The 16,898-nt window shown below is 43.3% G+C and carries 16 protein-coding genes; 8 read left to right on the top strand and 8 right to left on the bottom strand.

Annotated features, from left to right (window positions below):
• The gene (locus tag ACYIA1_RS05365; RefSeq protein ID WP_005862768.1) at positions 1-507 is read left to right on the top strand and encodes a GNAT family N-acetyltransferase; all 507 of its coding nucleotides are present in this window, start codon (positions 1-3) and stop codon (positions 505-507) included.
• 51 nt (positions 508-558) lie between these two features.
• Here ACYIA1_RS05365 and ACYIA1_RS05360 read toward each other — a convergent pair whose 3' ends face one another.
• Genes ACYIA1_RS05360 through ACYIA1_RS05350 form a run of 3 tightly spaced genes read right to left on the bottom strand, consistent with a single transcriptional unit; the run spans position 559 to position 2,918 of the window.
• A complete protein-coding gene (locus tag ACYIA1_RS05360; RefSeq protein WP_270646308.1) occupies positions 559-711 on the bottom strand; it encodes a hypothetical protein in 153 nt (50 codons plus the stop codon).
• Between the two features lie 33 nt (positions 712-744).
• Positions 745-1,659: a DMT family transporter gene (locus ACYIA1_RS05355; protein ID WP_270646309.1), complete on the bottom strand. Its 915-nt coding sequence runs from the start codon at positions 1,657-1,659 to the stop codon at positions 745-747.
• Positions 1,660-1,691: 32 nt separating this feature from the next.
• Positions 1,692-2,918, bottom strand: a complete 1,227-nt coding sequence (locus ACYIA1_RS05350; protein WP_122144245.1) for an MFS transporter — start codon at positions 2,916-2,918, stop codon at positions 1,692-1,694.
• A 222-nt stretch (positions 2,919-3,140) separates the two neighbouring features.
• On the opposite strand from ACYIA1_RS05350, the gene gad reads away from it, so the two are divergent.
• Entirely contained in the window at positions 3,141-4,580 is a 1,440-nt protein-coding gene (gene gad / locus ACYIA1_RS05345; RefSeq protein ID WP_005857385.1) for a glutamate decarboxylase, read from the top strand.
• A gap of 75 nt (positions 4,581-4,655) precedes the next feature.
• Positions 4,656-5,621: a glutaminase A gene (glsA, locus tag ACYIA1_RS05340; protein ID WP_048928428.1), complete on the top strand. Its 966-nt coding sequence runs from the start codon at positions 4,656-4,658 to the stop codon at positions 5,619-5,621.
• 110 nt (positions 5,622-5,731) lie between these two features.
• On the opposite strand, the gene ACYIA1_RS05335 is transcribed toward glsA, so the two are convergent.
• Positions 5,732-6,715: a lytic transglycosylase domain-containing protein gene (locus ACYIA1_RS05335; protein WP_005857389.1), complete on the bottom strand. Its 984-nt coding sequence runs from the start codon at positions 6,713-6,715 to the stop codon at positions 5,732-5,734.
• Positions 6,690-8,033 (bottom strand): T9SS type B sorting domain-containing protein, encoded by a 1,344-nt coding sequence (locus ACYIA1_RS05330; protein WP_413639407.1) that lies wholly within the window; start codon positions 8,031-8,033, stop codon positions 6,690-6,692. The genes ACYIA1_RS05335 and ACYIA1_RS05330 overlap by 26 nt, the downstream gene beginning before the upstream one ends.
• A gap of 104 nt (positions 8,034-8,137) precedes the next feature.
• Here ACYIA1_RS05330 and ACYIA1_RS05325 point away from each other — a divergent pair, with 104 nt between their 5' ends.
• The 3 genes from ACYIA1_RS05325 (at position 8,138) to udk (ending at position 11,863) form a co-directional block, all read left to right on the top strand.
• The gene (locus tag ACYIA1_RS05325) at positions 8,138-9,946 is read left to right on the top strand and encodes a LysM peptidoglycan-binding domain-containing protein (protein ID WP_439810124.1); all 1,809 of its coding nucleotides are present in this window, start codon (positions 8,138-8,140) and stop codon (positions 9,944-9,946) included.
• A gap of 5 nt (positions 9,947-9,951) precedes the next feature.
• Positions 9,952-10,629 (top strand): porin family protein, encoded by a 678-nt coding sequence (locus tag ACYIA1_RS05320; RefSeq protein ID WP_416389585.1) that lies wholly within the window; start codon positions 9,952-9,954, stop codon positions 10,627-10,629.
• A 604-nt stretch (positions 10,630-11,233) separates the two neighbouring features.
• On the top strand, positions 11,234-11,863 hold the full coding sequence (gene udk, locus ACYIA1_RS05315; protein WP_005857397.1) for a uridine kinase: 630 nt from the start codon (positions 11,234-11,236) through the stop codon (positions 11,861-11,863).
• On the opposite strand, the gene ACYIA1_RS05310 is transcribed toward udk, so the two are convergent.
• Positions 11,820-13,166 (bottom strand): cobyrinic acid a,c-diamide synthase CobB, encoded by a 1,347-nt coding sequence (locus tag ACYIA1_RS05310; RefSeq protein WP_480334617.1) that lies wholly within the window; start codon positions 13,164-13,166, stop codon positions 11,820-11,822. The two genes, udk and ACYIA1_RS05310, sit on opposite strands and share 44 nt — an antisense overlap.
• 320 nt (positions 13,167-13,486) lie before the next feature.
• Between ACYIA1_RS05310 and ACYIA1_RS05305 the strand changes: the two genes are divergently transcribed.
• Positions 13,487-14,713, top strand: coding sequence for a phosphatase PAP2 family protein (locus ACYIA1_RS05305; protein WP_229036829.1), 1,227 nt, complete (start codon positions 13,487-13,489; stop codon positions 14,711-14,713).
• A 9-nt stretch (positions 14,714-14,722) separates the two neighbouring features.
• Here the strand turns inward: ACYIA1_RS05305 and panB are convergent, their stop codons facing one another.
• Together panB and ACYIA1_RS05295 are read right to left on the bottom strand one after the other, a co-directional pair.
• A complete protein-coding gene (panB, locus tag ACYIA1_RS05300; RefSeq protein WP_480334615.1) occupies positions 14,723-15,544 on the bottom strand; it encodes a 3-methyl-2-oxobutanoate hydroxymethyltransferase in 822 nt (273 codons plus the stop codon).
• 45 nt (positions 15,545-15,589) lie between these two features.
• Positions 15,590-16,036 (bottom strand): cold-shock protein, encoded by a 447-nt coding sequence (locus tag ACYIA1_RS05295; protein ID WP_005857403.1) that lies wholly within the window; start codon positions 16,034-16,036, stop codon positions 15,590-15,592.
• A 245-nt stretch (positions 16,037-16,281) separates the two neighbouring features.
• Here ACYIA1_RS05295 and ACYIA1_RS05290 point away from each other — a divergent pair, with 245 nt between their 5' ends.
• Positions 16,282-16,860 (top strand): 3'-5' exonuclease, encoded by a 579-nt coding sequence (locus tag ACYIA1_RS05290; protein ID WP_005857406.1) that lies wholly within the window; start codon positions 16,282-16,284, stop codon positions 16,858-16,860.
• Positions 16,861-16,898 lie beyond the last annotated feature (38 nt).

Raw genomic sequence — 16,898 nt, 5'->3', positions numbered from 1 at the left:
ATGTTTACGATTAGAAAAGCGACTATTGATGATCGTTCTCTTATTCATGACCTTGCCTCACGCATTTGGGAGAACACGTATGGAAAGATACTTTCTAAAGAGCAATTGGATTATATGTTCGATATGATGTACGCTCCGGATAACATTCTTAAACAAATGGAAGAGTTACATCATCAATATTTTATTATATTGGCGGACGATATGCCGGCAGGCTATTTATCCATAGAGAAAACAGGTGAAAACACGTACAATTTTCAAAAGATCTATTCCCTACCGGAAATGCATGGCACGGGAATCGGGCGTTTTATCATCGAACAAGGTATTAATTATTTGAAGGAGGTACATACCGGGCCTTTCACTATAGAATTATACGTAAACCGTTACAATCCCGCCATAGGCTTCTACAGACATATGGGATTACGGGAAATAGGCACACGGGACCATCATATAGGAAACGGCTATTTCATGAACGATTATATCATGAGCATGGAAGTGGAGAATAAATAGACAGTCATCCCCTATTCATATATTTATATATAGAATAGGGGATGATGATTGTCAACGGGTCTTCCCTCTTTTCGGATTACGAGGTTTCTCTAGGATTCGTACACTACTAACTTTTACAGAGTAAATAACAGCGATCCTATCATTCTTCGGATTCTCAATCGCAGGTTGAGAGTTCCAGATTTTCTTTTCTTGTTTTTTATCCATAACGCTACAATTTAATAGTTCATATTTAATAAGTCAAACCTTGACTGTCTTTTTCTCTTTTCCTTCCGCTATCTCAACCAGATAAACCCCGACGCAAATACAGATAATGGCGAACGTCTGTGTCCAACTGAAACGGTCTTGCCCGATCAATAGGGATGTAATCGTTGCCACGATCAAGATCAGATAGCCATAAATAGCCACCAACGTAGTTTTCAAATACTTCAATCCGATAGGAATCAACAGATAACTAATTACCGTAGGGAAAATAAGCACAAACATCAATACGGCAAAAGGCCACCAATGAAATGGCTCCGAGAATAAAGGAGCATGAAAGCCTTCTATCGGCAAAATCAATAGACTGGAGAAAGCGGCGCCCGTGAATGTATATCGAAGCATCGTCATCGTCCCTACTTTTTGTAAGATCCGCTGGCTTAAGACCAAATACACGGCATAAAACACGGAGCTAGCCAAGCATAGCATATTTCCATTAAAAGCGTCCGCCGCTAAATCGTCGCTTTGCTGGGTCAAGATGCAAACCAAGGCCCCGGATAAACCAATCAAGATACCGAGTATTTTCATCCAAGTAGCCTTTTCCTTATAAAAGAATACCATAATCAAAAATACCCAGATCGGTTGCAAGCTCGTGAAAATAGAACTCGAGACCGGCGTTGTCTTGCTAAGCCCCACTAAATAAAGAAACATAAAACCATAGATACCGATAGCGCCTAGTAAAAATAGCCACACCTTATCTTTCGTCGTAGAAACCTCCGGTTTCATAAACCAGCCGATCACCCAAAACGCCACGGCCGCAAACACGCATCGGAAAGAAGCGCCCGTCAACGGGCTCATCCATAAGGGAAGCAAGTATTTCAAGGCGTTCATATTCAATCCACTGAAAGTTTTTGAGACCACCATGCTAATATTAGCTTCTGTTTTCTTATTTTTCACTGTCTATCGTTTTTTAGTTTTATATTCGTAAATCATATTTTATCGTTGAAAAGGAACGAGTCTCGTTTTACATAAGCCCAGATCGTAGCGACCAGCGCAATACAGAGATTAAAAATAAACGCGAATTGCTGGCTCTTGACATGGAGCATAGACTGGAAGAAATCGATAATAAACGGACAAAGTAATATCGCCAAATAATTCATCGCCATCACGAAAGCTAATGCCAATGTAACTTTCTCAGGAATGGCCGTACGAGTCGTTTTATCATAAGCAATTGGCTGGATAACACCATATCCGAAACCGATAAAAATACATCCCAATCCAATTAGCCATTCCGTACGAGATATCAAAATCAAGGCCATCCCTAAAGCGATGGCCAATAGACTGACAAATTTTGTCTTTTGCTTAAATAAATCAACGATCTGATTCAAGATAAAACCGGGAGCCATAATAGCCAAGAAAAACAATGATATCATTAATCCGGAATTACCGCTTGTAAACTTATATTCCTTCATTAAAAACGGTAAGTTAAAGCTGACTATAATCACTAAATACGTAGCCAATCCATAAAAACACATGATTTGTACCAGATGCTTTATATCCACACCATATTTACCCGGAACCGTGACGGGATCTGCCGCAACAGGGGCTTTCACTTCTGATTTCGATACGATCGCCGGCTCATTCTCCATACTCCTTTTCAAGTATACGGAAAGTACGATGGAAATCAAGGGCAATAGATAAACGGCAAACGGTAAATGCCAATTCACCTCCGCCAGATATCCCGTTAAGATCGTGGCTAATACCAACGTTACATTTGTAATAGCAGAACTTAAACCAAATTGCTTCGTCCGGTATTTCCCGATAAAGAAACGAGAAATCAAACCGGTCGATAAGGGTACGATCAAGCCAGATCCGATTCCCATTAAGGCGCTCACCGCTATCAACTGCCACATCTTATTAGAGAGTAAGTATAGAATACCACTTAGGGCAAAGATCACCAAGCCTAATTGCAATAGACGTATCTCATTTACTTTCTCCGTTAATTTACCCGACAATATAATAAATGGAATTATCAATAACGATGGCAAAGAGGAAAGCATCTGAATATCCAGTTCCGTAGAATGAGGAAAAATAACGGAAAGTTTCCCTAATATCGGAGAAACCGCTAAACCCGGTAATGCATTTAAAGCGGAGATAGACCATATCCCTACCAGAGTTATAAGGGGAATTGTGCCCCGGCCTGTCTGTATTCTCATAAAGATTTAGTTTTACGTTTTTATCTAATCAAAACAAACATTTTATGTGAAAGTTCATCATTTTCGCTCTTTCCAAGAGGACTGGACTTGTATCGCTAATAAACCCCAAATAATGTAAATCCAAAAAACATTCCAATCCATAATCTGTTTTGGCATAAACGCTCAGTGGAAGCAGTATTCCATTGACTCAAATCATTTTATTAACAAAAAAACTAAAGAAAAATGAAAGACTCAAATTTCAGAAATGGCGATGCCAAAACAGCGATTTTTGGCTCAGAAGTGATGTTGACACCCTCTCCAGTAGATAAGATTCCTGATGGCCCTACAACCCCGGAGATCGCTTATCAAATGGTTAAAGACGAGACTTTCGCACAAACACAGCCTCGCTTGAACCTAGCTACATTCGTTACTACGTATATGGACGAGTACGCGACAAAATTGATGAACGAAGCTATCAACATCAACTATATTGACGAAACAGAGTATCCGAGAATCGCTGTTATGAACGCCAAATGTATTAATATCATGGCGAGTCTTTGGAATTCTCCCGAGCAAGAAAAATGGAAAACCGGAGCCTTGGCTATCGGTTCTTCAGAGGCTTGTATGCTAGGTGGTGTAGCCGCTTGGTTACGTTGGCGCAAAAAGAGACAAGCACAAGGTAAACCAACTGACAAGCCTAATTTCGTGATCTCTACTGGCTTCCAAGTCGTATGGGAGAAATTCGCCCAGCTATGGCAAATCGAAATGCGTGAAGTTCCCTTGACTTTAGACAAGACGACACTTGATCCGGAAGAAGCGCTTAAGATGTGTGACGAGAACACGATTTGTATCGTTCCTATCCAAGGTGTAACATGGACAGGACTGAACGATGACGTAGAAGCCTTGGACAAAGCGCTCGACGCATACAATGCCAAGACCGGTTATGATATACCTATCCACGTAGATGCCGCCAGCGGTGGTTTTATCCTTCCGTTCTTAAGCCCGGAGACAAAATGGGACTTCCGTTTGAAATGGGTTCTTTCTATCAGCACATCCGGACATAAATTCGGATTGGTTTACCCGGGATTGGGTTGGGTTGTTTGGAAAGACAAGAAATATTTGCCGGAAGAAATGGCATTCAGCGTAAACTATCTTGGAGCGAATATCACTCAGGTTGGTTTGAACTTCTCTCGTCCTGCCGCACAAATCCTCGGACAATACTATCAGTTTATCCGTCTCGGATTCGAGGGCTACAAACAAATCCAATATAACAGTATGGAAATCACGAAATACATCCACCAAGAAATCGGTAAGATGGCCCCATTCGTTAATTACAGCAACGAGGTTGTGAATCCATTGTTTATTTGGTACATGAAACCGGATTACGCTAAGAACGCCAAATGGACACTTTACGATTTGCAAGATAAATTGCAACAAAGCGGTTGGATGGTTCCAGCGTATACACTACCGAAGAAGCTGGATAACTACGTGGTTATGCGTGTCGTAGTTCGTCAAGGTTTCAGCCGTGATATGGCCGATATGTTATTAGGTGATATCAAGAACGCTGTAGAGGCATTGGAGAAACTTGAATATCCGACTCCTACTCGCATCGCTCAAGACAAAAACGTTCCGGTTAAGGGTAAGGTATTTACTCACACCGCAATGAGCAACGCTAAGAAATAAAAACAAAATTCATCAAGGCGTGCATGAAAGGACTATCAGTGTTTTCATACACGCCTTCTTTAATCCAATTCATATATGGACAAAAAAATAACGATCGCCCAAATAAAGGAAGTAGCTCAACAGGCTTACGATCTTTACAAGACAAATACGGATGGTAAGAATGCCGATTACATTCCTTATCTGGCGAATATCAATAAAAATCTATTCGGAATCAGTATTTGTCTTTTAAACGGACAAACCATCGAGGTGGGAGATTCCGAATATCGTTTCGGTATTGAATCCGTATCGAAAGTACACACCGCTATCTTGGTACTGCGCCAATACGGAGCGAAAGAATTATTGGAGAAGATTGGTGCCGACGCTACCGGATTGCCATTTAACTCCATCATCGCTATCTTATTGGAAAACGACCATCCTTCTACCCCATTGGTAAATGCCGGCGCTATCACGGCTTGTAGTATGGTGAAGCCTGTCGGTGATTCCAAACAGAAGTGGGATGCTATCGTAGCCAATATCACGGATTTATGCGGAAGCGCACCGCAGTTGATCGACGAACTCTACAAATCCGAGTCCGCAACGAACTTCAATAACCGCTCCATCGCTTGGTTGCTAAAGAATTACAATCGCATTTATGACGATCCGGATATGTCTTTGGATCTGTATACCCGTCAATGTTCTTTGGGTATCACGGCTAAGCAACTATCTGTCGCTGCCGCTACGGTCGCAAATTTAGGTCTTAATCCTGTGACAAAGAAACAAGTATTCAATGCAGAGTTATCTCCGAAGATCACTTCCATGATCTCTACCGTAGGTTTTTATGAACACACCGGTGATTGGTTGTACACTTCCGGTATTCCCGCAAAAACTGGCGTAGGCGGTGGCGTCATGGGTGTACTTCCCGGACAATTCGGTATTTCCGCATTCGCTCCTCCTATTGACCAAGCTGGTAACTCTGTAAAGGCACAGCTTGCTATTAAGTATGTAATGAATAAACTCGGATTGAACGTGTTCAACGGGCACCGTGTGACGATCGTTGACTAATAGACTGAATCAGTTTAAACGAGAAATAGTATAGAAAAAGTGTTTCATTACGATGGGCAGTTATACCATCTAAATGAAACACTTTATTTTTTGTATCAATAAAAATCGGATCAATTCTCCGACACGACCCAAGCCGAATCGTATACTTCCGTATTCGGGGTCTTATAATACATATCCTTTTCTTGAGGAATGCTTAATTTATAGGTCTTCCCACCTGTCACCAACTTCCGATCACGGAGCCAAGGATTAAAACGTTTCAAGTCCGCATAAGTGATCCCATGCTCTTTAGCGAAAGCCGACAGATTCTGTATATCTTGGCTTACAGCCACGTCTACGGTAGGGATCGGCTTATACAGGTCACGGGCACGAAGCACAAAACCGTATTTCGACGGATTCTCGAAAATTTGCTTGATCGCCATGATTCGATAAATATAACGGGTAGTCTCCTCCACCAGCCAGAGATCAAAGGAGGAATCCGCATCTTGTTTGACCAGCTCACCGGATATACGTCCCATGCCGCCATTATAAGAAGCGGCTACCGCCGCCCAATCTCCATATTTCTTATAGGCGGCTTTCAAATAGCGGCAAGCGGCCCCAGTAGCTTTCTCCACATGGCAACGCTCGTCGACCGTCGGGGTGATTGTCAAACCATACTCCCTTGCCGTGCCCTCCAGTAATTGCCACATCCCGACAGCACGAGCCGGAGAGGATACACGGGGGTCCAAATGGCTTTCTATCACCGCTAGATATTTGAAATCATCGGGAATGCCGTTCGCCTTCAAGATCGGCTCGATCACCGGGAAATAACGGTTCGCCCGCTTGATCAGAAGCATCGTCGTAGAATGGAAATAAGTAAAGCTACTCAATTCACGGTCATAGGCTTCCCGCATATCATAGCGGGTAATATCGATTAGTTTCCCACAAAAAGGAACCGAGGACGGAACATCCGGAGACAGGGTCATGGACGAGACAACCGGACGGCTCTCTATCACTTTTTCCACGTCATTCGAACTCATCGAGATACATGCGGTCAAGCAAACGACGCCTCCACATAAAAAACTAGCTAAATTATTCTTGGATATTCTCATTTTCATCTTGAATTGTTTTAGGTCTAAGAATGTTTATATCGCCTTTTTCCTTGTACTTAATGCCATCGGAACCTTCGGCTTCTATCACATAAAAATACACACCCGGCTGAACGTATTTACCACCTTTCTTACCATCCCATCCTTGGGCCGGATCTGTCCAGTAATACATCTGTAGGCCCCAGCGATTAAATATCCATGCCTTAAATTTCACCAACGACTTATAGGCAACCCGGAACTCATCATTAATTCCGGGCGTGGTACCCGGGGAGAATGTGTTCGGTATCATCAGATAAGACTCCGAGATATCAATCTGAACCTCATCTTCCGTGCTGCAAGTAGTGCTTTGGTCGCTTACTTCCAACTTGATGATAAAAGTCCCGGATTGGTTGAACGTATAATCCACTTCCTCACCCGTAAAACGAACAACCGGATTATCTTCTTCCCCTTGCCGATAGATTTTCCAATTAAACAGGGCGGCTGTCGGCGTATTCGCGATAGCCGAAAATTGAACAGTGGCGGGAGCGCAATAACCGCTCTTCGTCGTATTCATATTCGGGGCCTCTTGCTCAATCAGCAACGTGTCTATATGAGCATCTACCGCAGCGGCCTGATATTCATCGATACAAAGCGTAACCTCCTTTCCAAAATGACGAGCGAAATAATCGCCTTTCACACAGATCTCCGTATCACACCAAGGAGCGGGAATGGATTTACCGAACAAATTGCCCTCGATGACCGCCGTCTCTTGTTTAGAGGTATATTCTTTTTTATCCGAATTATATTCCAATGTATTATAAATAACATCAAATTGGCGAGACAGTTCACGTCTTGTTCCCGTATTCGGCCAATAATAATAAATAGGTTGGATCGTACCTGTCCCAGCCAAGACCAATCCGCTACATGGATCGCTATTATCGGAGACATGCAGGTTGGATATGTTTAAGGTGTATTTGCTGTAATCAACGATCCAGACGTAACGAGATACGGCTCCTTCCTCGACAAAATAGCCATATCCCTCCTCTACATTCCGAATGGTGGAAGTAGTTCCATTTTGGGTGGAGGCCACCTTCTCGGCCTCCAATCGCTTGGTTTTATAACGATACCATTGATGCGAAGAAGAAGATGATGAGGTATAACTAATCGTCACGTTATCCATTCCATACACCAAGTAGACCTCAAGTCGCTCGGCGGAATCGCCGGAACTCTGCGTGGCTTTCATCGGGCTACCACTTCCTCCCGTCACCACATACTGGGCACACGAGACAGCCGCTACAAACACAAAACTTAGCGATAACAGTATCTTTCTTAATTCCTTCTTTAGCATATATAGTCTAAAAATTACGGTTCCAAAATTAGGGAAATAAAAGGACATACGTAGCATGATAAGCAAAATTCACTATCTTTGTCACAAAATACTCCGAACAGCAAATGAACAAGATTAGTATATACGCATTGACGTTCTTTTTAAGTTTATCGAGCGTAACCGTTTATTCCCAAAAGAATAATAAGCAAGTTATTTTTACTAACGAACAAGGGAGCGATATATTTTATCATACCATCGAACGCGGACAAACCGTATACGCCATAGCGACCATGTATGGCGTAAGCGTAGAGGATATTTATCGGTTGAATCCGGAAAGTAAAGAAGGGATCAAGGCCGGTTCTACGTTAAGAATCCCGCAGAAGGACTCCGCTATCGCACCTTCCGGCAAAGCAGATAACTATACATACCATACGATCCAGCCGAAAGAGACCTTGTACTCTTTATCCATTAAATATTCAGTGCCCGCCACGGATATTATCGCCGCCAATCCGGGTCTCTCCACATCGACCTTTACGATTGGCAAGAATATCCGGATCCCGCCGACACGACTGGAAACCTTGCCTACTACGGAAAAAAAGACCGTACAGAAGGAAATGGAATATACCATACAGAAAAAAGAGACCATGTACCGTATCTGCCGGAAGTTCGATATTTCCAGCGCGGAGCTTTTAAGACTCAACCCCGAGCTGAAAAACGGAGTAAAAGCGGGCATGGTTATCAAGATACCGGTAGCCAGTGAAGAAGTGATCACCCAAAACATGAGACAGCCGGAAGAGCGTGAGGTGAACGCCCTCCTCTCTACTCCTAAAGATATAAAGAAGGTGAACCGTATCCAAGTCGCCTTATTGTTGCCGTTCATGACGAACGAGACAACGCAATCATCCGCAACCTCCCGTTTCGTGGAATATTACGAGGGATTGCTATTGGCGGTCGACAGCTTGCGAAATATGGGAACCTCTATCGAGCTATCGGTATATGATACTGGAAACGGTACGAAGAAAGTCAAGGAGATATTGAAAGAAGATGCGTTATCAAACGCTAATTTGATCATTGGCGCCGTACAGAACGACCAAATCGGATTGATCGCTGATTTTGCCCAAAAGCATAATATCAAATACGTGATCCCTTTCACCTCCAAGAATGATGATGTCTTGTCAAACGCGAATGTTTATCAAGTAAACACACCTCATTCCTATTTATACTCCAAGGCGGCACAAGCCGGATGCGATTTATTCTCGGATTACAATATCATACTTGTCAATATAAAGGATAAAGAAGAAAAGCCGGAATTTATCAAAGCCTTCAAGACGGAGATGCAGCAACGCGATATCCCGTTCAAGGAAGTAACTTATAAAGGGGATACTTTCGCCACGGATATAGAGGCAGCCATGGTAAGGGACAAGCGGAATGTGGTATTGCCAACCTCCGCCTCCTTAGATGCGGTGAATAAGATCAAGGCACCGCTCCGTATGCTTTCCGAGTTGAAAGAGGAGGAGAAAGAGCCTTATATGGTCAACCTATTCGGTTATCCGGAATGGCAGACCTATACAAGAGAGTGTCTGGAGGACTTCTACGCATTGAACACCTATATCTATAGTAATTTTTATGCGGACAACTTATCTCCGGAAGTCCATAGCTTTTATTCCGATTATAAAAACTGGTATAGCAAGAATTTAATCAACACATTCCCGAAATATGGAATCCTAGGCTTTGACACGGGTATGTATTTCCTAGGCGCCATCAATAAATATGGCTCGAACTTCGAGAATAATTTAGACAAGATCCATTATAAGAGCATCCAGACCGGATTCGATTTCCATAGAGTAAATAATTGGGGCGGTTTTATCAATACGAACTTGTTTATTGTACATTACAAGAATGATTATACGGTAACCCGCAGTGAGGTAAGATAATTGATATGATGACGAAAAAGATATTTGTAGCGATATTTCTGTGCATGGCAAGCTTATCGATTTGCTATGCGCAGAAAAGTACTTTTAAGCAAGAGCTTGCGGTTGGAGCGTCCTTCGGATTAAATTTCTCTAGCGTAAGTTTTGCCCCAAAAGTCCCTACGAAGATGAAACTTGGGTTTAACGGGGGAGCGACGATACGTTGGAATACGGAACCCAATTTAGGCATACAGGCGGAATTGAACTTTACCCAACATGGATGGGAAGAGAAGTTTGAGGAGAAACCTCAATATAAATATAGCCGTACGGTAAACTATATGGAGCTTCCGTTCTTGACGCACATCCATTTCGGAAGCAAGCGAGTGCGTGTATTCGTCAATCTAGGGCCTAAAATCGGTTATGCGCTGAGCGAAAGTACGGAGTCGAACCTTAATGGCGAGAACCCGAACGCGAACCGTCCGGACGAACAACATACAATGGAAGTCCAAAAGAAGTTCGATTGGGGGCTTTGCGGCGGACCGGGAATCGAGCTCCGCACCGGAATAGGCTCTTTCCTGTTGGAAGGTCGTTATTACTATGCGCTGGGCGATATGTTCAATAGCCGTAAAGGAGACACTTTCTCTAAATCTTCCAGCCAAATAATATCCGCGAAACTAACCTATCTGATTCCCATCTTTAGTAAATAAAGGGGATGGACTCGTGATATCGTAACAATCAATTGAAGATCTGTGCCGCAAGTAATCCCACTCACGGGATAAGAACGGTGGATAATATAGCCAAGCACCGGACGATCTGATCTTTTCACGAATGTGAAGAGATCTTTTCACGCTCGTGATACGATCGTTTCACCCTTGTGAAAAGATCATTTCACATCCGTGAAAAGATCTTTGGATACAGGCGTACAAGCTACTTCCGATAATACCTTTATCCAACAGGAAGGTTCTACAGTAATAAATCATGAATACAATGGGGAACGCATCTAACTATCATTATTGTTGAGGTGACCTACTATAAAAGAAAAGGCCATCCGTCACGGACAGCCAATCTCATTGTTAACCTTAAATCTAATACCATGAAAAACACAGTGCAAATATAGAGACTTTATGTTATGCAGCATAATTTTCCAACAAGAAAAGCCTACTCATTAACTTTATTTAAGATAAACATGCTATACAACATAGAATTCAGCTCTTTTTATCTCGTTTTTTCTATTAACAGCGAAATACTACCACTATAAATATTTCTTACCTTTGCATTTATAAACATAAATATGGATTAATATAAGAAATCATGCTAATTATAGGTATAGCGGGCGGGACTGGTTCCGGGAAAACTACAGTGGTAAAAAAGATCATAGAAAGTTTACCTCCCGGTGAGGTCGTATTACTCCCTCAAGATTCTTATTACAAAGATAACAGCCATGTGCCGGTAGAGAAACGTCAATATATTAATTTCGACCATCCCGACGCATTTGATTGGCCGCTCCTCTCAGAGCAAGTCACCTTGCTGAAAGAGGGGAAATGCATCGAGCAGCCGACTTATTCTTATCTTACCTGCTGCCGATTGCCCGAGACCATTCATATCGAGCCTCGTGATGTTGTCATCATCGAAGGGATCCTCGCTTTATGCGACCCTCAATTACGAGACTTGATGGACTTGAAAGTATTTGTCGATACAGATTCGGACGAACGTCTTATCCGTGTGATCCAACGGGATATGATCGAGAGAGGACGCACGGCGGAAGCGGTAATGGAACGCTATACCCGGGTACTAAAGCCTATGCACCTGCAATTTATAGAGCCTAGCAAACGATATGCCGACCTAATTATACCCGAAGGAGGAAGCAACCAGATCGCCATCAATATATTGAAAATGTTTATCGAGAACAATCTGGGGCTTCCCCATACAGAAAATCAATAAACCAATCGTTCCGACAGGGATCTCCCCAATATAAATGCGTGTACCCCGCCAATACGTTCTTGTAGCGATATAGCGGGGTATCCGTTTGACCTCCTTTCGCCGTAAAGGCTTTCGCTACCGAAGGCAGCGGGCTTTCCATAGGCACGATCCGGGAATAATGGAACTCATGCCCTCGTAGGACATCATTCTTATAGCATAAAGTCCGATACCCTAAACGTAACTTCATGTTCTCCATCGTGGCGGATTGCGGTAATACACCGGCCATTGGATAGGCAATCCCATCCGTACCGATAATCTCTTTACAGAGATACATCATCCCCCCACATTCCGCCAGCAACTTGCCCCCCATTTCCACAAAGGAATGAATCGATTCACGCATCCCGGAATTCATGCTCAACTCCGATAAATATAACTCGGGATATCCACCCGGCAAATAGACAAAATCGGCCTCCGGTAAACAATCATCCCTCAATGGACTGAAATAGGTAATCTTGCCTAGAGTAGATAAGAAATGTATATTTTCCTCATATGAGAAATTAAAAGCGGGATCACGGGCGATGGCTATATTTAAGTTTGCCTTTGAAACAGTCCTCATGACTTCCTTAACCCGAGGAACTGGCTGTCGCTCTGGCAAAGCCGTGATTGCCAACAGGCGGTCTATATCCACATGCTCCTCCACCAAGCAAGCAATCCGGTCCGCAAACTCCTCAAAGCAAAAGTCCTCATCCAACGACAACCCCAAATGCCGGCTCGGGATCTCTACATCCGCACACTTCGGTAGATAGCCTAACGCTTCCACACCCGCATCCTCACACGCTTGTCTCAAGAAAGAATAATGGCTCTCCGACGCCACGAAATTAAATACCGCCCCCACGACATTCAGATCTTTCCGAAAATTCCGGAAGCCATAAAGCAAGGGAGCCACCGAATAAGCCGTACTTTTAGCGTTCACCACCAATACGATCGGTATCCGCAATAAACCGGAGATCTCCGCACTACTCCCTCGCATGGCATCGTAGCCATCGAACAGTCCCATCACCCCTTCGGTCACGGCTACATCCGCATTCGAGGTATACCGGGCATATAAATCCTTGATATGCCCTTCCGACATCATGAAACCATCCAAATTCACGGAAGCGCAACCAGCCGCCATTTTATGATGACGAGTATCTATATAATCCGGCCCACACTTAAAAGGCTGCACCCGTAAAGAACGATTTCTCAAGGCACGAAGCAATCCTAAGGTAAAAGTAGTCTTCCCGCTTCCCGACGAAGCGGCACCTATTAGCAAATGAGATCTCATGTATTCTGTTTCTAATATATCTGGGAAACAAAGATATGAAACCAACTCGTAAATGTAACATAGAAATAACATAAATTCTTGTTATACTATAAATCGATCCTATTATATTCGCTGCATGAAACAAAAAGAATAAGTAGTTAGTGAAAACAAGATTAACCATATTATATAGTATTTGTTGCATATCAATGTTTCAGGGCACGACTTTTTCCCAAACAAGCACTTTTACCCACCGGAACGACAGTTCCAGTCTAGCGCCTTTATCTACTTGGGGAAGAATCCAAAGACAAACCGACAAGATAATTACCAGCAATGTTTTCCAAATGACCTATATCGGGGTACCGTTGATCGTTAGCGGTTTGATTATCAAAAATGAGGACGATCATTTTCAGAGTTTGCGCAATACATATATTCCAAATTTCCGATACCATTACGACGATTACCTGCAATATCTACCTGCCGTAGCGATGCTTGGCTTAAAAATAGGCGGTGTACAAGGAAGAAGCTCTTGGTCCCGAATGCTCGTATCCGAAGCCATCACCGCCAGTATCATGGGAGCAACCATCAATACGGTGAAACATACGGCAAATGTCACCCGTCCGGATGGTTCGAACAATCATTCTTTCCCTTCCGGGCACACGGCCATGGCATTTATGGCCGCCACCATGTTGCATAAAGAATACGGGACGACCCGTAGCCCTTGGTATAGTATAGGAGGCTATACGGTAGCGACCGCCACGGCCGTATCCCGTATGCTCAATAACAAGCACTGGCTATCGGATGTAATGGTTGGTGCCGGAATCGGGATCTTATCGACCGAGGTCGGATATTTTCTAACGGATCTGATCTTCAAGGACAAAGGTATCACCCATAGCTATCTGGGATTCGAGACATTCAAATACCAGCGAAATCCCTCTTTTTTCGGAATCTATATGGGGTTTAGCTTGATGCCGACAAAGTTTAATCTGGCTCCGGATGTGCGATTAAAAGCATCGCCGGGAAGTACGGCCGGATTTGAAGGCGCTTGGTTCATGAATCGTTATATAGGCTTCGGCGGACGCATCTCGGCGACAAGCATGCCTTTATCCCTTACGAAACCCTTAGCGAATCCGACAGTTCCCGGTACGACCTATCAAGTGAACGCCCTAAAATCCGATCCTCTCGACATGATCGGCGGATACATCGGCTCCTACCTATCGTATCCGGTGACCAATCGATTTCTCTTGGGCACGAAACTGCTAATCGGATGTAATTACAGCCCAGCCTCCCGAATATCAGCATTGGGCGTGGAGGAAGGCAAACCGGAAACGATTGAGAAAGAGATCGTAAACACGAATAAAGCGTTTAATATAGGATATAGCACAAACTCCTCTTTCTCATACATATTGCATCCTAATCTAAATGTGCGGGTATTTCTCGATTATACTTTTATCCCCTCACGATTCGTATCATACATAGCCAACCCCAAAAAAGAAACCGATCGCTTCGAGCATCATAAGACCTTACAGGCCTTGACGCTCGGAGCATCGGTAAATATCATGCTTTGGTAGATTTAAAAATCAATATTGCTCCTTCTCGTTCGGGAAATCTTGAGATTTCACGTCCTCGATGTACGCTTGTACGGCACGGGTAATCTCCTCCCCTAAATTAGCGTAGCGACGTAAGAAACGGGGAGAAAAGCCTTGATTGATACCGAGCATATCATGCATAACCAACACTTGACCATCTACGCCTCCACCGGCGCCAATGCCGATAACCGGGATCGTAAGCTCCGAAGCGACACGAGCCGCCAACTCCGCCGGGATCTTCTCCAACACCAAGGCGAAACAACCTATCTCCTCTAGCAAATGGGCATCCTCGATCAGTTTATTAGCCTCGGCCTCTTCACGGGCACGTACCGTATACGTACCGAATTTATTGATCGATTGCGGCGTCAATCCTAAATGTCCCATAATTGGAATACCGGCACACAAGATACGTTCGATAGATTCCCGAACCTCAGCCCCGCCTTCCAACTTGATACAATCGGCATGCGTCTCTTTCATCACCCGGATAGCGGAGGCCAAGGCTTCTTTAGAGTTTCCTTGGTACGTACCGAAAGGCAGGTCTACCACCACCAGCGCACGATTCACCGCTTTCATGACCGATTTACCATGGTAAATCATCTGGTCGAGCGTAATCGGCAAAGTGGTCACGTTTCCAGCCATTACGTTAGAAGCGGAGTCTCCCACCAAGATCACATCCATTCCTGCTTGATCGATCAATTTCGCCATCGAATAATCATAGGCGGTAAGCATGGATATTTTCTCGCCACGCTGCTTCATCTCTATCAGGCGATGCATGGTCACCTTTCTATTATCATCTACTTTTGCGACAGACATATTATATTTTTTTATTAATTGTTTCGGCCGCAAAGGTAAGTATTATTATTTATTTTCAAGACAAACATTCACGGCACTTAAGCCTCTGTCGCCACGTTCAAGGTCGAACGTCACGATATCGTTCACGGAGATATCATCCACAACATTGTTCACGTGAAAGAAATACTTTTCCGTCCCCGACAAGTCACGGATAAACCCGAACCCTTTTGCCTCATTAAAATAGTCTACCCTGCCCCTTAAGATAACGGGAGCCACATCCTCTTTCTTAGGAGTCGAGATCAAGATATCTTCCTGATTTATCTCTTCTTTTTGACGAAGTTCGGGAGGGACAGAGGTGATCATCCCATTTTCATCCACATAAGCGATCATATCCTCAAAGCTAGTCGCCTTACCGGATGATTTTCTTTCCTCTTTCCTGTTCTGTTTCTCTACTCGGCGGGCTTGTTTCTTTTTCTCGTTTTCACGTTTACCAAATGATGCGTATTTTGCCATACAGTCGATTTTAATTTATACTAGGGCCTCACGTTCCGTGAAGCGTTGTTTATACTAACTTAGCGTGAGAATTGATGATTAAAGGTGAGATCCGCTTAATAATAATATAAAAAGAAGAACTATGTCGATAATGATTCTAGACTCAAACTTTCGCAAAGATAATAAAATAAACGGAGAAAACCTTATAGATCCTCTCATTTAAGAATAAAAAAACTTACTTTTGCATCCTATACCAAAAAGCATTTATGAAACTACTTTTTTTTGATTTAGAGACTACCGGCATAAAATACTGGAGAAATGGCGTCCACCAAATAAGTGGGGAGATCGTAATTGATGGGGTTACGAAGGAATCTTTTAATTTCAATGTCTGCCCACATCCCCAATGTGAGATAGAGGAAGAAGCGCTTCGCATTTGCAACGTGTCCAAGGAACAGATACAAGCTTATCCTCCCATGCGAGAGGTGTACGTTAAATTCGTGAACATGCTGTCCAAATACGTGGACAAATTTGATAAAAAAGACAAGTTCTTCCTCGTAGGATACAACAACGCCTCTTTCGATAATCACTTCTTGAAAGCCTTCTTCGTACAGAACGGAGATAATTATTTCTACTCATGGTTCTGGGTGAACTCGATCGACGTAATGGTATTGTCTACCCAGCATTTGATGCGCAAACGGCATGAGATGACAGATTTCAAGCAGGAAACAGTGGCAAGGGCTTTAGGCATACAAATAGATTCCGCTAAATTGCATGACGCGTCCTATGATATTCAATTAACCAAAGAAATTTATAATAGGATATCCTCCCTCTCATTTATGGGTTGATTGATTCTTTTTATAAATTATCGTTTTTGACTATAGGT

The sequence above is a fragment of the Parabacteroides sp. KHUB-02 genome, assembly GCF_056640955.1.
This window is presented reverse-complemented; position numbering and strand designations above follow the sequence as displayed.

What these genes read in the sequence shown, in the direction of transcription:
- ACYIA1_RS05365 (WP_005862768.1), top strand. Translation starts at nt 1, where the DNA reads ATGTTTACGATTAGAAAAGCGACTATTGATGATCGTTCTCTTATTCAT.
- ACYIA1_RS05360 (WP_270646308.1), bottom strand. Translation starts at nt 711, where the DNA reads ATGGATAAAAAACAAGAAAAGAAAATCTGGAACTCTCAACCTGCGATT.
- ACYIA1_RS05350 (WP_122144245.1), bottom strand. Translation starts at nt 2,918, where the DNA reads ATGAGAATACAGACAGGCCGGGGCACAATTCCCCTTATAACTCTGGTA.
- gad (WP_005857385.1), top strand. Translation starts at nt 3,141, where the DNA reads ATGAAAGACTCAAATTTCAGAAATGGCGATGCCAAAACAGCGATTTTT.
- glsA (WP_048928428.1), top strand. Translation starts at nt 4,656, where the DNA reads ATGGACAAAAAAATAACGATCGCCCAAATAAAGGAAGTAGCTCAACAG.
- ACYIA1_RS05335 (WP_005857389.1), bottom strand. Translation starts at nt 6,715, where the DNA reads ATGAAAATGAGAATATCCAAGAATAATTTAGCTAGTTTTTTATGTGGA.
- ACYIA1_RS05330 (WP_413639407.1), bottom strand. Translation starts at nt 8,033, where the DNA reads ATGCTAAAGAAGGAATTAAGAAAGATACTGTTATCGCTAAGTTTTGTG.
- ACYIA1_RS05325 (WP_439810124.1), top strand. Translation starts at nt 8,138, where the DNA reads ATGAACAAGATTAGTATATACGCATTGACGTTCTTTTTAAGTTTATCG.
- ACYIA1_RS05320 (WP_416389585.1), top strand. Translation starts at nt 9,952, where the DNA reads ATGATGACGAAAAAGATATTTGTAGCGATATTTCTGTGCATGGCAAGC.
- udk (WP_005857397.1), top strand. Translation starts at nt 11,234, where the DNA reads ATGCTAATTATAGGTATAGCGGGCGGGACTGGTTCCGGGAAAACTACA.
- ACYIA1_RS05310 (WP_480334617.1), bottom strand. Translation starts at nt 13,166, where the DNA reads ATGAGATCTCATTTGCTAATAGGTGCCGCTTCGTCGGGAAGCGGGAAG.
- ACYIA1_RS05305 (WP_229036829.1), top strand. Translation starts at nt 13,487, where the DNA reads ATGACCTATATCGGGGTACCGTTGATCGTTAGCGGTTTGATTATCAAA.
- panB (WP_480334615.1), bottom strand. Translation starts at nt 15,544, where the DNA reads ATGTCTGTCGCAAAAGTAGATGATAATAGAAAGGTGACCATGCATCGC.
- ACYIA1_RS05295 (WP_005857403.1), bottom strand. Translation starts at nt 16,036, where the DNA reads ATGGCAAAATACGCATCATTTGGTAAACGTGAAAACGAGAAAAAGAAA.
- ACYIA1_RS05290 (WP_005857406.1), top strand. Translation starts at nt 16,282, where the DNA reads ATGAAACTACTTTTTTTTGATTTAGAGACTACCGGCATAAAATACTGG.